Source organism: Bacteroidales bacterium, assembly GCA_013314715.1.
GTDB lineage: Bacteria > Bacteroidota > Bacteroidia > Bacteroidales > GWA2-32-17 > Ch61.
Map to the genome: position 1 here is coordinate 1 of JABUFC010000054.1, position 16,286 is coordinate 16,286.

Genomic DNA, 16,286 nt, shown 5'->3' on the forward strand with positions numbered 1-16,286 from the left:
GCCATGAGAATAAATTCACAGCAACCGAAAATGAAATTATCACTCACAAATAAGCCTTGCTCTTTATTCGAATGGCGTATTCCATGTGACCTTAATTTAAAAATTAAAAAATAATTACACATGAAAACTTTATACCTTACTTTACTTTTATTATTAGGTTCATTTGCCTTTTTAAATGGACAAGTTACAATACAGCAATCATCGCTACCCGCACCCGGCGACACATTTGCATATATTGTTGACCAAAATCCGAGCATAGCCTTTAATTATACACAAGCTAATGCCACATGGAATTTTGCTTCATTGCAAAACGACACTATAAAATATGCAACATATGGAATAAGCTCTCAACTTCCATTTATATCAAGCTTTCCAGGTTCTAATTTATATACTTATGGTCCTGGTATTCTTTACGGTGGTTTAGGTGGAGCTGCCCCCTATTACAACAATTTTGGACATATGCTTTTTGCTACCAATAGCAACGGTTTTTATACCGTAGGTTTTCGAAGCGATTTTGGATTTGGAATGACTAATGTGCTTGTTCAACCCAATGAGCTGCTTATGAAAGTTCCTTTTTCCTATCAAGATTCAACCTATCAGGAATCGAGCTGGGAAATAAACTACCATGCTGTTTCAACCGACTATGATACCATATACAAAAGGTTTAATTTTAAAACACTGGTCGCTAAAGGTTACGGGACACTGATAACTCCTTATGGCACGTTTAATCAATGCCTAGCTGTTGAAGAGCATTTGCGTTTCTACGACACCATTTATATTAAATACGGAACCATGACATTATATAAAACTCTAGCACAAGCCGATACAGTAATAACCGTCCATGTATGGAGCGAAAATAAAGTTAATGCTTTACTCACAGCTTATTACAACCCACAAACCATGGCTTGTACATCTATTGAATATATGAATTATGAAGATCTAAACCATGTTCAACCTCTATCAATTTCAACGCAAAGCCATTTTTATCCCAATCCTATTAAAGCAGGCAGCACCTGCACCATTTCTATTCCTGCCGATGTTGTTTCGATTACAACTATCAACGGAAAAGCTATTCAAAACATAACTGTGCAAAACAACCAAATAACTATCCCCCACTACCTAAAACAAGGTGAATATATCATTGCTATTTATAAAAATAACAAGATTGTTCATAAAAGTCCTTTAATAATCCAAAATGACTAAAGACCGCATTAGTATTTTCTGGTTTAGACGCGATTTACGTCTAAACGATAATCATGCACTTTGGCAAGCCTTACAATCCAAATTTCCTACCTTACCCATCTTTATTTTTGATGAGTACTTTTTCAAACAATTCCCATCAAACGATAGGCGGTTCAATTTAATTTATGACCAATTATTTCAACTAAACCTTGAATTAAAAAAATATCAGTCGGGCATTCAGATTTACAAAGGTAAGACAACCGAAATTTTTCATCATCTTCTTAGAAAATATGATATAGCAAGCGTTTTTTGCAACGAAGACTATGAGCCTTATGCCATTCAACGCGATCATGAATTGCAAATCATGCTTCAAAAAGTGGGAATTCCTTTTTCTACTTTTAAAGACCAAGTTATTTTCCACAAAGATGAAGTTATTAAAGAAAATGGTCAACCTTATACTATTTACACCCCTTACAAAAACAAATGGATTTCGTTATTTTCACTAAAACATATAAAAAACTACCCATCTGAAACATTATTACATAAATTGTATCAACACCATACACCTTTTCCTAGTAAAAAAGATTTAGGTATAATAAACCACCTCTACCATCTTAAACCGTTAAATTTAAAAAACATAGCTGAATACGAAAATATTCGCGATTATCCCTATCGATCGGGCACGTCAAATGCTTCGGTTTACTTGCGATTCGGACTCATTAGCATTAGAGAACTTATACAAAATACCATCAACATAAATCAGCATTTTATTCATGAACTTATTTGGCGTGAGTTTTTCATGCAAATTTTATATCATTTTCCATATGTCGAGCATTCTAATTTTAAATCGCAGTATAATCAACTCCAATGGTCAAATAATGAAAAACATTTCGAACTATGGACTAAAGGGCAAACCGGTTATCCACTTGTAGATGCTGGCATGCGGGAATTAAATACTACCGGATATATGCACAACCGTGTTCGCATGATTGTTGCCTCGTTTCTAACTAAGCATCTTTTAATTGATTGGCGCTGGGGCGAAGCCTATTTTGCTCAACACTTACTCGATTATGAACTCAGTTCCAACAATGGCAATTGGCAATGGGCAGCAAGTACCGGTTGCGATGCTGTTCCCTATTTTAGAATATTTAATCCTACTACACAAATCGAAAAATATGACAAAAAATTGGAATATATCAAACAATGGATACCCGATTATCATCCACAAAAATATATAGCACCCATTATAAATCACGAAGAAGCAAGACACCGGGCACTCGAAGCCTATAAAAGAATAAGGCTGCCCAATTGAGCAGCCTTTATTCATTTTATCTATTGATCTATTTACTTCTTAATATTAGGTAATTCAAGTCCATAGCCCTTTTTCTTATCTTCAGCTTTTAATAAGAAAGCAAAAAGCAAAGCCAATAAGCTAAAGCTTGTAAAAATAATCATAGGTAATGTATAATCATAAATAGCAGCAGTTTTACCATCGGGCATTGCACGATATCCAACAACACAATAGGCATCTAAAACCCATCCAATTAAAGCAGGAACGCCCATCAAACCCCAATTCTGAACCCAGAAAATTAGCGAATAAGCAGATCCTAATTGATTTTCGGGAATAATTTTAGGAACAGAGGGCCACATTGCCGAAGGTACCAATGAAAAACCTATTCCTAAGATAATGATTAAAACGATAGCAATTAACCAATGATTGATAAAAGGAATAGCAAACATAGAATGAACAAAAATCAATAAAAACGAGCCAATAATCATAATAGTAGCTCCTTTGCCTTTACGGTCATATAAATTACCAAAAAATGGAGTTAAGAGAATTGTTCCAAAAGGCAACATAGCAGGTATTAAGCCGGCTAAATCTTGAGGCACATTAAATTTTTGAACCATTAAATCGGTTGCATATTTTAAAAATGGGAAAACGGCTGAATAGAAAAGTACACACAATAAAGCAATGTACCACCAGCCTTTATTGGTAATGATTTTAAAAATATCGGAAATGCGAAAAGCTTCTTCATCATTAACAATATTATTTTCTTTATTAAAGTCTGCATTTTCCTTATCTAATTTCACATCCATAAACACATATACGATAAAACCAATAAGACCAATACAAAGCATAAGTAAAGCCATCAAAATAGGTTTAGAAACATGCCCTAATGATTCAGCAATTGGAACTGAAGTTGCTAAAGCCAAAGCAGTACCGATACGAGCTGTTGCCATTTCAAGTCCCATTGCCAAAGCCATTTCTTTTCCTTTAAACCATTTTACAATAGTTTTTGAAACAGTAATACCGGCAACTTCAACGCCTACACCAAAAATAGCATAACCAAGAGCAGCTAACATAACTTGAGCTTTGGCATCGAACCATAAAATATGCCAAGTAATGCCTTCTAAAGTATTTGTTGATATAGCATAATATTTTAAACCAGCACCAATAACCATAATAGATGTAGCCATTAGTCCTGTAAAGCGAATACCCATTTTATCGAGTATAATACCGCCAATAATGAGCATAAATAAAAATACATTAAACCATCCATAGGCACTGGTAAAGAACCCATATTCATTGCTATTCCAACCTAATTGATTTTCAAGTAATCCTTTTAATGGTGCCATTACATCGGTTAAATAATAACCACATAACATTGTAAAAGCAACTATAGCTAGCGCTGTCCAACGAGCTGTTTTACTTTCTCTTAACGATTTTCTTATATTTTCAACCATAAAATAAACATTAATTTGTTGCAAAACTATAAAATTATATTGAGATTGAACAACCTTTCTTGTATTTTTTTTAAAAAGAGATTATTTTTTTGATACATTTGCAAAAAAATGTGACAAAAACATCCATATGATAAAGAAACTTATAATGCTGTTATTTTTTCCTTACATTGCATATAGTCAGGGAATTAATTTCTTTGAAGGCTCTATTGAATCCTTAAAAAAAGAAGCGGCCAAACAAAATAAGTTAATTTTTATAGATTGTTATACTTCATGGTGTGGACCCTGTAAGTGGTTAGCTAAAAATGTTTTTACCAATAAGCAAGTGGGCGATTTTTATAACAAATATTTTATAAATTATAGCCTCGATATGGAAAAAGGAGAAGGAAAAGATTTTCAAAAACAATATGGCATTAGTGCATATCCAACATTACTTTTTATAGATTCAAAAGGCAATATTCAACATCGTTATGTCGGCGCATGCGATACAGCTACTTTTATTGGTGTTGGCAAACAAGCCTTAGATTCTGTAAATAATTTTGGTCATTTTCTTAAAGAATACAAAAAAGGTAATCGTACCCCTGATTTTCTTGCAAAATATGCGTTAATGTGTGCATCTGTTTACTATCCCTATAACGTGGATGAATATTTTAAAACACAAGCCGATTCTCAACTCTTTTCTGAAATGAACTTTAAAATTATGGAAACCTATCATCCCAATGTACTTTCCAGAGAATTTCAATTTTTAATGAAAAATATTAATACTTATATCAAACAATATGGCTTCTCAAAAGTTTTTAGTTTAGCAACTTCAACCATGAGTCGAACACTTTATTCCATGTCCAATCAAAATAAATTTGATGTTTCTAAACAAATTGATGATTACATAAAACCATTAAATTTACCAGAAGAAAACTATTGGAAAAATGCTTTTTTACTTGATTATTATGGTTTTTATAAAGTCAAAAAATATCCTGAATACATTCATCAAACCAATGAATTTCTCATTTCGGCAAGGGAATCTAATCCTAGGTATTTAGGTCAATCTGTTTCGGTAGTAATTGATTTTGTCAGTGAACGAATTACTGACCCTAATCTACTCGAACAATTTGTCCCAATAATTAATCAATTTGCACCTATTTTCTCAGCTCAATCGAATTTCAAAATGGCTAAAATTTACTATATTTTAAAAAATAAAGAAAAAGCAAACGAACATTTAGCTAAAGCTGAAAAATATTTCAAAGAAGAAAATCAAAAAAAAGAACTCAACGAACTTAAGCAAAAAATAAACGAACTATAATAAGGGGCTAAAAACCCGAGCTATTCCTTGTGCTAAATGATTAATAAAAGGTTTTGATAAATATTCTTCTAAAATAACTTTATCACAATATTTTAAATCTTCCAAAAATGAAGCTTTAAGTTTTAATGCCACCTCTTTATTATAAATTAAAGCATTAACTTCAAAATTCTGATCAAAACTTCGTAAATCCATATTGGCAGTTCCTACAGATGATACTATGTCATCAACAACTAACACCTTACTATGTGTAAACCCCTTTTTATAACTATAAATAGAAACATTCGCTTCTAACAATTCAGGCAAATAAGAAAGTGAACCATAATAAGTTAATTTTGAATCTGATTTACTTGGTAAAATAATGCGAACATCAACACCACTTAACGAGACTGTTTTAATAGCCGTTAAAATACTTTCATTGGGTATAAAATAAGGAGTCGAAATATAAATATATCGTTGAGCTGTAGTTATTAAATAAAAATAAGCTTGCATTATACTATTCCAGTCTGAATCAGGTCCACTCGTTACTATCTGAACCATACATCGTTGTTTAATTTTGATATCGGGAAAAAACACATCATCTGAAATTAGTTTATTGGTAGCAAAATACCAATCGGTTAAAAAAATTAATTGCAAAGAATTAACAGCGTTTCCTGTTATTTTTAAATGTGTATCACGCCAAATACCTATATCGGGCTTTCCATATAAATACCTATCAGCAATATTTAAGCCACCTATATAGCCTATTTCACCATCAACAACAACAATTTTACGATGATTTCTAAAGTTAAGACGTTGAGCAAATCTAGGGAAACGAACAGGCAAAAAAGCACATATCTCAATGCCTACAGCTTCTAATTCGTTTATAAAAGATTTACTTAATCCCCAAGAACCAACATCATCATAAATAATTCTAATCTCAACCCCCTCTTTTGCTTTTTTAATAAGTAACTCTTTAAGCTGATTACCGACACTACCTTCTTCTATAATATAATATTCTAAATGTATATGATGCTTTGCCTTTGCAATAGATTCGAAAAGTGCTGGAAAAGTTTCGGAGCCATTATTTAATATTTCAACGTTATTGTGCATCGTAAGTAATGCCTTACTGTTTGAAAACAATAATTTAACTACACCTGCTTTACTTACCAGGGCCTCATCGTTTTGAAATATATGATGAGTTAAATGTTTATTTTGCCATGAAATATGTTTCTCTATCTGACGAAAATCGAGCAATTCTTTTCGAAAAAATATTTTTTTTCGACGATGTGAACGACCAAATATATAAAATAAAATTATACCAGCAATAGGAATTAATAAGATAATTGCTATCCATGCAATTGTTTTTATAGGATCACGACGCTGAAATAATAATATTGCAATAGTTAAAACAATTAAAATCGCTAATATTATTTGCCATCCCGATACTACTATATTCCAAAAATCAGTCATTGCATTTTAATGTTAATACAACAATTTCGGGATACATACCTATGCGTCCCATATAGCCTATTGTACCTATACCCCGACTTACGTAAAGATAATTATTATTTTCGTTATATAAGCCCCACCATTTTTTATATTTTAACGACGATGGACTCCATTTTATTCCCCAAAAATCTAATCCAAACTGAAATGCATGTGTATGACCTGATAATGATATACTACGAACAAACGAATGTTTTATTTGTTCATCCCAATGTGTTGGATCGTGACTAAGTACAATAGAAAACTTATTTGTATCTATCCCCCTTAAAGCTTTTAATAAATCACCATATTGTTTAAATGGTTTTAATCCCCAATTGTCAACTCCAATTAAAGCAATAGAATCATTCCCTTTGCAAATATAGGTATGGGCATTTCTTAAGTATTTAAAACCATTGTTTGTTAAATATTTTATTAAATCTTTTAAATTTTTTTCCTTTTCGGATGGAGACTTCCAAATAGTATAATCGCCAAAATCATGATTACCAAGAATTGCATATTTACCATAACGAGCATATAACTGTTTAAGGTCATTGTTTATTATGCTTAATTCACTGGCAAACTGATTTACAGCATCTCCTGTAAAAAGAATCAAATCTGCTTTTTGAACATTACAAGAATCTAATATCTTTTTAAATGCCTTTGCATTAAGCCAAAAACTACCCGCATGAATATCAGAAATTTGAATAATCTTAAAACCATCGAAAGTACGTGGCAAGCGATCTATTTTTAATTCTATATGGCTAACCGTTACTTTATTTCTGCCTATAAAAATTCCATACATTAGCATGAATGCCCAAAAAATAGTTACACTCAAAATAGTAAGTTTAAAAGCTATACTATTTAACAAATGCTTATTAAACCTTAACCATATAAAAATAAAAGGAGATATTATTAATAAAAAGACTTTGGGTATTATCCATACCAAATAAAACGAAATAATGTAAAAAATTAAAGTATAACGCTCAAATTGATAATCAAACGAAAACACATAATTAGTGGCGATTCCCAAAACCCCCAAAAATAGAAATGGAACAAAATTCCATAATATCACTTTTTTTAACAAAGTAGGCCTAAAAAAATAAAAACGTACAATTATAGCCGTCAACAACTCCAGTAAAAAAAGAAAAACAAAAAACAGAATCATTACAATGCAAATTTGGAAAATAAATACAGCCTTATTACTTTTGCACAAAAATAAATAATATTATGGCAAATATTCGCAACCTTAAAAAAGATATTGATTTTTTAACCAATGAAGTTATTAGCGATGCATTTTTAGCATTAGGTTTTCATGGCGAAAAAGTAGAAGAAAAAGTAAGTGCATTACTTGAAGAAGTAGTTGAATTTCATAATAATTGCTACGAAAAAATAAATGCTGCACCAACTGGCAAACACAACTCCAATGCAAAACCATATTTTCGTGCCATTAAAACCGACATGGAAAAAAAATACAGCGAATTTTTCGAAAAACTAAGTAATATCATTGCAAACAAATAAGCAACTTTTATAAAAGCTCATTTTCGCTTATTTGTTAATAAATATTCAACTTTGTTGAAAATTTATTTCGTATAAATAAAATGGAATAAAACATTTTCATAAATTTGCAACTTACAAAATTAAAAGATTAAACTATGTTGACATTCATTGTATCAAGTACAGAATTATATTCTCATTTACAACAGCTTAATAAAGTTGTACCATCCAAAAGTACATTACCCATATTAGGTAACTTTTTATTTAATATTGAAGATAATGTTTTAAAATTAACAGCAACCGATACCGCCAATACCATTTCAACTCTTCTTCCCCTTAGCAATGTTGAAGGTTCTGGAAGCATTTGTATCGATGCAAAAAAATTACTTGACATTTTAAAAGAATTTGGCGAACAACCCATTACCTTTAATATCAATACCGAAACAGAAATTGTAGAAATTTTAACTCAAAACGGGAAATTTTCATTAGCAGGTTATAATGCCGAAGATTTTCCTCAAGTTCCTGTATTGCAAGAAAAGAATGCGCATAAATTAATTATTTCAGGCGAAGCCTTATACACAGGAATCGTAAAAACCATTTTTGCTGTTGCCACAGACCCACTTCGTCCTATTATGAATGGCATATACTTCGATATGTCGCCAACAGAATTTTGTTTTGTAGCTACCGATGCTCATAAATTAGTACGTTATAAACGTTTTGATATAAAAGTTGAATTTACCGAATCGTTTATACTCGGGCAAAAATCAGCAAACCTTCTTAAAACAATGATAGACAAAACAGACAACAACATCGAGTTGGCTTTCGATAAACAAAATGTTCACTTTACATTTAGCAATGGCAGTCATCTTGTTTGTCGCCTGACGGAAGGTGTATATCCAGCCTACAATTCTGTTATTCCAGTCGAAAACCCTAACAAACTCACCATAGATCGTGTAGAACTGATGAATAGTATAAAACGCGTTAGTATTTTTTCAAACCCTGCTACCAATTTAGTTCGTTTACAATTAAATCCCAACCATATCGTTATTAGTGCCCAAGATTACGATTTGGCGACTTCAGGCATCGAACAAATTCCATGCTCCTACGATGGCGAACCTATGGAAATTGGATTCAAATCTTTATTCTTACTCGAAATTCTTGCCAATCATACTACACCCAATGTAATACTCGAACTCTCTGATCCTACACGTGCCGGCTTAGTTCTTGCCGCAGAAGAAGATCATCAAATTGAAGACACCTTAATGCTTATTATGCCCATGAAAATTAATGCTGAATAAAATATTTATTGTTTTTTTTATAAAAGGTGGTATTGTGCCACCTTTTTTATTATTTTAGCTTCAAATTTTTTTTATATGATTCAGCATCGAAGAGTTTTATTATTAAGCTTATTATTTCTATTTTTATCAAATATACTTTTTTGCCAAGACTTAGCCAAAAAAGAAATTGAAAAACAAGCCGAAAAAAATTGGAACAATTTAAATTATAAACTAGCAGCCGAACAATACGAAAAACTTCTTTCGCTTGAAGCACAAAACTTAGAATATGCCTATCGTTTTGCTGTATCTAATTTTTTAGCCGGTTTTAATATCGACAAATCTTTAAAATATATTGAACCTTTATTAGGCAAAGAAAACGCCCCCAACGATGTTGCTTTTTGGATAGGTAAAATGTATATGTACCAATATCAATTTAACGATGCTATTGATATGTTCAATACATTTATTGCCAGCAGTGGAATTACTTCGTCGCAAATAGCTGAAGCGAAAAAGCAAATAAATATGTGTTTATCGGCTATTCAACTATTAAATAAACCCGTAAATGTATCTTTCGAAAACCTAGGACCCAATATCAACTCATCGGCCAACGATTTTTTACCATTAATACCTAACACCGAAGATCTCTTAATTTTCACTTCTGATAAGCGATTCGATGAAGCATCTCAAACATTTGATGAAAATATTTACATATCCTATCCAGAAAAAAATGGATGGTCGTTGTCAAAACCATTAAGCTACTTAAATACATTCGACCCCGAAAAAGCTGTAGGTATTAGTCCAGATGGTAAAATTTTATACGTTTGCGGACACTTTGCAAATTCTTACAGCGATATAAATGTTGCAATTCAAAAAAATAAACAATTCAAATTTGACCCTTTAAATAATGTATTTAACACACTAGGAAATAAACTAACTACCGGTGCTTCTATTACCGAAGATGGTAAAACAATTTATTTTTCTGCAGTACGTCCCGACGCTATCGGCAAAAGTGACATTTACGTAATAAAAATATTGCCCAATGGACAATGGAGTCAACCCAAAAACTTAGGCGAAACCATAAACACAAACGAAGATGAAATTTATCCTTATATCTCTGCCGATGGAAAAATATTGTACTTCTCAAGCCAAGGACACAATAGTATGGGCGAATATGATATTTTTGTAAGCTATTTTAACGAAATAACAAATGAATGGACAACACCACAAAATTTAGGATACCCTATTAATAGCCCAGGACCCGACTACAACATAATATTCTCACCAACTAAAAAATATGCATACATATCTGCTATTCGTAAAGAAGGATTAGGCGGGTTAGATATTTATAAACTCATTTTCAACGATGCCGAAGCACCCACCACTATTTTAAAAGCTTCCATTTATACCAAAAACCATACTGATTCTTCTTTGTGGCGTCCCAATCAGGAATTATTAAATATTACTATATACGACAAAAACAAAAATGTATTTGGGAAATATTTATACAACTACAATTTAAATCGTTTTGTTGCCGCCTTGCCTGTAGGTAATTATACACTCGAAATCACAGCAACAGGCTATAACAATTACATCGAAAACATTGAAATTTTGGACCGTTCTTTGTATGTTCCTGAAATTGAAAAAAACATTATACTTATAAAAAAATAAACCATGAAAAAGTTAACCTATTCTTTAATCATTTTAATGCTAATTTTAACTCAAACAGTTTTTTCACAAGAAGAATTAAGCGATGCAAATACTAATTTCGATGACGAAAATTACGAAGTAGCATTAAAACAATATTTAAAATTTTATAAAAAAAATGCCAACGACCCCCAAATAAATTACAAAATTGGGATTTGTTATTTAAAAACAAACTTCGACAAAAAATCGGCTCTTACTTATTTACTTAAAGCCGATAGCTTAAAACCCAATTATTTTCCCAGCATCACATTCGATCTTGCACAAGCGTATTTTCATGCACTTAATTTTACTAAAGCTCAAGAATATGCTCAAAATTACACTCAAAATAAAAAATTAAAGCCAGAAGAATTAGCCGTTGTAGATAAATTTTTCGAAACTATTGAAAATGCTAAGAAATTAACATCTAAACCGATCAACGTAACCTTTATTAATTTAGGTAAAACACTCAATTCACCCCAAGACGACTATATACCTTTTATCACCGAAGACGAAAATTTTATGGTATTTACCTCGGCACGTAAATATTTGAGCGATTATCAACAATTTATTAAAGGTGTCTATTTCAGTAAAAAATCGAATGGTATATGGTCGGCAGCAACAGCTGCTAGTTCTAAAATAAATTCTGACGAAAACGAAGAAGTAGTTGGAATTAGTAAAGATGGCAATACATTGTTGGTTCATGTTGATAGGCTCAGCAATCCCCATGATATTTTTTATTCCGAAAAAAATAAAAGCGGAAACTATGGAGAATTAAAAGATTTTGGACCCAATATTAATTCAAAATCAAGCGAAATGGGTGCCTCACTTACCATTACAGGCGATACTTTGTATTTTGCAAGTAATCGCCCTGGAGGAATGGGTGGCTTTGATATTTATATGAGTGTAAGAAGACCTGATGGCACATGGAGCCCAGCAACTAACCTTGGCGAACCCATTAACACTGCCGATGATGAAAATTATCCTTATATAACTGCAGACGGACAATATTTATATTTCTCTTGTAACGGCAGAAACAGTATGGGAGGATACGATATTTACAAAAGTAAATTAGCAGATGGAAAATGGAGCGAACCTATTAATCTAGGATATCCTATTAATGACACATACGACAATTACAATATTGCACTTACTAGCAATACACGTTATGGATATGTTAGTAAATGCGATAATAATAGTATAGGTGGTTTAGATATTTACAGAATTATTTTTAATGATGTTCCACCAACCAATATCGCTTTTACAGGGAATATCTTAGTTGGCGATAGTATTAAAAATGTGCCATTTAAACAAGTTGACTCTTTAATTACCATATCGGTCATTAACAAAACAAACCCTTCGCAAACCTATTCTTATCAACCCAGCAAAAAAGGAAAATATACCATTGCTTTAACACCCGGTTATTGGGAATTAGAAATATCTGGAAATGCATACGAAACCTATAAAAAAGAATTTATTATACGCGATGAACAACCTACACAAACCGTATATTTTCAAAATATTTATCTGAAGAAAAAAATTAAAAAATGAACTTACCACTTAAAAAACCTATTGTATTCTTCGATATCGAAACAACAGGAACCGACATCGTACATGATCGTATTGTAGAAATAACCATACTACGAATTGAAACCAATCAAAAAGAAAACCTCAAAACCTATCTCATTAATCCCGAACGCCCAATACCACCAGATGTTACCAAAATACATCATATTACCAACGAAATGGTTAAAAACAAACCCACCTTTAAAGAATTAGCTAGCACTATTTACGATTTTTTTGAAGGTGCAGATATAGCCGGCTTTAATGCTATAAAATTCGATATCCCCTTATTAGCAGAAGAATTTCTCCGCTGCGACATTGACTTTAGTATGAAAAACCGGAATGTTATCGATGTTCAAGTCATTTTTCACAAAATGGAACAACGAAACTTATCGGCAGCATATAAATTTTATTGTAGAAAAGACCTCGAAAACGCACATAGTTCAGAAGCAGATACGATAGCAACTTATGAGATTCTTAAAGCTCAACTAGATTATTACCCACAACTACCAAAAAACATGAAAGAACTTAGCCAATTATCAGCGTATCATCGACATGCCGATTTATTTGGTCACATTATTTTTAACGATAAAAACGAAGAAGTATTTAATTTTGGAAAATACAAAGGACAACGTGTAGCCGATGTACTAAAAAAAGATAGTGGATACTATGGCTGGCTGCAAAATGCCGATTTTCCATTATATACAAAAAAAATAATAACCGAAATTTATGTAAAATTAAAACAAAATGAATAATTGAAATGAAAATAATTTGTGTTGCTCGCAATTATCATCTTCATATCCAAGAATTAAATCATCAGGTCCCTCAAGAACCCACATTCTTTTTTAAACCGGATGTTTCGTTACTTAGAAATAATGAACCCTTTTTTATCCCTGAATTTTCTGCCAATATTCATCACGAAATAGAATTAGTTTACCGAATTTGTAAGGTAGGAAAAAATATTTCACCACGTTTTGCTCATCGTTATTACGATGCCATTGCTTTAGGAGTAGATTTTACAGCTCGCGACTTGCAAGAACGCTGCATTAAAGAAGGTTTACCATGGGAGATGGCTAAATCGTTTGACAATGCTGCTGCTATTAGCGCTTTTATTCCTAAAGAAAACTTTACAAATTTAAATAATATTCGTTTTTCTTTATATATCAACGGGCAGATAGTTCAACAAGGCATATCGTCTGATATGATTTTTAAAGTGGAGACCATCATTACACATGTTTCAAAGTTTGTAACTTTAAAAACAGGTGATTTAATATATACCGGTACTCCTGCCGGCGTTGGTCCAGTTAACATTAACGATCATCTCGAAGGTTATATTGAAGACAAAAAAATGCTCGACTTTTATATTCGCTAATACGGTTGAGTTAATTTTAATAAATTTGCTTTTTCAAAGTAATAACGAGCTTTAGCAGTATCTTTTTTATACTGAAAATATTGCCCCAACGTAAGCGCACGCTGATAACTTGTTGGATTTATTGCAAAACCTTTTTCCCAAAATTTTATAGCCGTTGATGTATCGTATTGCGTTAAATAATAATATCCTATTGAAACATAAGGAATATCGGTAAGTGTATCGTAACGCAACATCTGTTCGGCATAATATTTAGCACTGTCGTTTTTATTTACCCTAAAATAATAATTTATAATACTTTGCCAAAGTTTTGGATATTGCTTATTTATGTTTAAAGCTTTTACATAATATCGAATAGCTAATGTATCTTGTTTTAACATTTCATAACTCATACCAAGATTAAAATTTACTTCAAAGCTCTGAGGTTTGTAGCGGTATGCTTTATGCAAAAATTCTAAGGCTTTTTGAGGTTCATTGTAAAAATTGATATACAAATTAGCTACATTGTTTAATGCTTTAGGATTGTCGGGAAAAAGCTCCAATGTTCTTAAATAATACTTTAAAACACTGTCTAATTGCGGTTTAAGTTCTGAAAACGAATGTTGCAAAGGATTATTCTGCATAACCCTATCCATAATATTTTGTGCTAAAATATCGTTGGCTTTTACCGAATTATCAAGGTATTCTATATCATGTGAAAATAATTTAATTTCGCTACGCCAATAACTATTTCGGCTTATCGTTTTAATTCCATACAATATCAGAATGATAAAAAATATGTATTTTGCTTTTGCATTTATCATTTTAAGATTTTGTTCTACAAAAGGCACCTTAAAATATACAAACAATAATGAAACTACTGTAATAGAAAAACCAAGCGATGGAGCATTTAAAAATCGATCTGCTACTATACCATTTATCTCCATCATATAATTAGAAAAAGGGAAAATAGCAGCCAGATATATCAGAAAACCATATAATAAATATGGGCTTTTTTTCCATAACTTAATAAAAATTAAAATAATAAAAATATGTAATATTACCGATAACCATACAATCGCATCGGTAATAGTTACTTCAGGAATAGTATATAAACCATAATAAAATAAAAGTGGATGCGGGAAAACTAATAATCGTAAATAATACAACAAGGTTAATGCAGCCATAGAAAAACGCGCTGACCATGTATGATTGTATCGAAGAGGATTTTCAAAAGAAAATAATTCTAGTTCATCAGATGGAAAAAGCCAAGTGGGTAATTTATACATTATATAAGCAGCATACCAAAGTACTATGAGCGAAAGAACGATTCTGATTATTTGAACATTTTTAAACGTATTTATTTGCAAAAAATCTTTCAATGGTCTTGATATTAAATACTTAAAATAAAATACTATCGGCAACATTAATGTAAAAGCAATTGCACTCTGTTTTGACAAATAAGAACATACAAATAACAATAGAGCCAATAAAAGCTGATACCATTTACCCGTTTCAATAAAATTCATAAAATGAATACTTGCCCAAACAGCAAAAAGTAAGTATAAAATTTCTTCGCGGTTTTTTAAACTTGCTACCACCTCTGTATGAACAGGATGAAACATCCATAATAACAACACTGCCCAAATAAATAAAAGACTAACGTTATTGGCCAATATTCGCTTTAACCAAAGCAACATAACATATGCCAATAAAGCATACAATAAAATGTTAATAAAATGACTTACGTGAGGATTTACTCCAAATAAACTAACTTCAATTGCAAATACAGCTTTTGTAAAAGGACGATAACCAAATTTAGCCTGACTATTCTCAAAATACCTCGAAGTAAATATTTCGGGTATTGCAGAAATACCTTTTTGAACCATGGCATTATCTTTAACAACAAACACATCGTCCATATTGTAATAATGCCCAATAGTATTGCCATATAAAACAAAACTTAAAATCAAAATAAATACAAACGACCATTTGTTTTCTGTTAACCACTTATAACTACTAGAATTATTCGTCTTTTGGTGTTTCATCTGTAATTATTTTTTATTTTTTTAATGAAGGTCAGAACTTGTCTCGTCAGTATAACAAGATGAGTCCTTTGCAAGGCTATTAACATGCAAATATGTGATTGTTAATAACTTATTGATGTTTTTATTTAAAATTCCAGAAATAATGGTTATTTTAGCGTTATGAAATTAGAAAAATCAGGAAATATGAC

At 31.5% G+C, this 16,286-nt stretch carries 13 protein-coding genes; 9 read left to right on the plus strand and 4 right to left on the minus strand.

Annotation, left to right across the window (positions count from 1 at the left end; genetic code table 11):
• Nucleotides 1-120: 120 nt before the first annotated feature.
• A complete protein-coding gene (locus tag HPY79_10925; protein ID NSW46314.1) occupies nt 121-1,203 on the plus strand; it encodes a T9SS type A sorting domain-containing protein in 1,083 nt (360 codons plus the stop codon).
• Nucleotides 1,196-2,494 (plus strand): deoxyribodipyrimidine photo-lyase, encoded by a 1,299-nt coding sequence (locus HPY79_10930; GenBank protein ID NSW46315.1) that lies wholly within the window; start codon nt 1,196-1,198, stop codon nt 2,492-2,494. Before HPY79_10925 ends, HPY79_10930 begins: the two co-directional genes overlap by 8 nt.
• 32 nt (nt 2,495-2,526) lie before the next feature.
• On the opposite strand, the gene HPY79_10935 is transcribed toward HPY79_10930, so the two are convergent.
• On the minus strand, nt 2,527-3,927 hold the full coding sequence (locus HPY79_10935) for an MFS transporter (protein NSW46316.1): 1,401 nt from the start codon (nt 3,925-3,927) through the stop codon (nt 2,527-2,529).
• Between the two features lie 127 nt (nt 3,928-4,054).
• Between HPY79_10935 and HPY79_10940 the strand changes: the two genes are divergently transcribed.
• Nucleotides 4,055-5,224, plus strand: coding sequence for a thioredoxin family protein (locus tag HPY79_10940; GenBank protein NSW46317.1), 1,170 nt, complete (start codon nt 4,055-4,057; stop codon nt 5,222-5,224).
• On the opposite strand, the gene cls is transcribed toward HPY79_10940, so the two are convergent.
• Together cls and HPY79_10950 are read right to left on the minus strand one after the other, a co-directional pair.
• Nucleotides 5,219-6,673, minus strand: a complete 1,455-nt coding sequence (gene cls / locus HPY79_10945; protein NSW46318.1) for a cardiolipin synthase — start codon at nt 6,671-6,673, stop codon at nt 5,219-5,221. The genes HPY79_10940 and cls overlap by 6 nt on opposite strands.
• A complete protein-coding gene (locus HPY79_10950; GenBank protein NSW46319.1) occupies nt 6,666-7,760 on the minus strand; it encodes a metallophosphoesterase in 1,095 nt (364 codons plus the stop codon). Before HPY79_10950 ends, cls begins: the two co-directional genes overlap by 8 nt.
• 155 nt (nt 7,761-7,915) lie before the next feature.
• Here HPY79_10950 and HPY79_10955 point away from each other — a divergent pair, with 155 nt between their 5' ends.
• The 6 genes from HPY79_10955 to HPY79_10980 all read left to right on the plus strand — a co-directional run bounded on the left by HPY79_10955 (nt 7,916) and on the right by HPY79_10980 (nt 14,074).
• Nucleotides 7,916-8,206, plus strand: coding sequence for a hypothetical protein (locus tag HPY79_10955; GenBank protein ID NSW46320.1), 291 nt, complete (start codon nt 7,916-7,918; stop codon nt 8,204-8,206).
• 137 nt (nt 8,207-8,343) lie between these two features.
• Nucleotides 8,344-9,480 carry a DNA polymerase III subunit beta gene (dnaN, locus tag HPY79_10960; protein ID NSW46321.1) on the plus strand — a complete coding sequence of 379 codons (1,137 nt, stop codon included), beginning with the start codon at nt 8,344-8,346 and terminating at the stop codon, nt 9,478-9,480.
• A gap of 75 nt (nt 9,481-9,555) precedes the next feature.
• Nucleotides 9,556-11,127: a PD40 domain-containing protein gene (locus HPY79_10965; GenBank protein ID NSW46322.1), complete on the plus strand. Its 1,572-nt coding sequence runs from the start codon at nt 9,556-9,558 to the stop codon at nt 11,125-11,127.
• 3 nt (nt 11,128-11,130) lie between these two features.
• Nucleotides 11,131-12,690, plus strand: coding sequence for a PD40 domain-containing protein (locus HPY79_10970; GenBank protein ID NSW46323.1), 1,560 nt, complete (start codon nt 11,131-11,133; stop codon nt 12,688-12,690).
• Nucleotides 12,687-13,457: a 3'-5' exonuclease gene (locus tag HPY79_10975; protein NSW46324.1), complete on the plus strand. Its 771-nt coding sequence runs from the start codon at nt 12,687-12,689 to the stop codon at nt 13,455-13,457. Before HPY79_10970 ends, HPY79_10975 begins: the two co-directional genes overlap by 4 nt.
• A 5-nt stretch (nt 13,458-13,462) precedes the next feature.
• A complete protein-coding gene (locus tag HPY79_10980) occupies nt 13,463-14,074 on the plus strand; it encodes a fumarylacetoacetate hydrolase family protein (protein NSW46325.1) in 612 nt (203 codons plus the stop codon).
• Here the strand turns inward: HPY79_10980 and HPY79_10985 are convergent.
• A complete protein-coding gene (locus HPY79_10985) occupies nt 14,071-16,098 on the minus strand; it encodes a hypothetical protein (GenBank protein ID NSW46326.1) in 2,028 nt (675 codons plus the stop codon). The genes HPY79_10980 and HPY79_10985 overlap by 4 nt on opposite strands.
• Nucleotides 16,099-16,286: the final 188 nt, after the last annotated feature.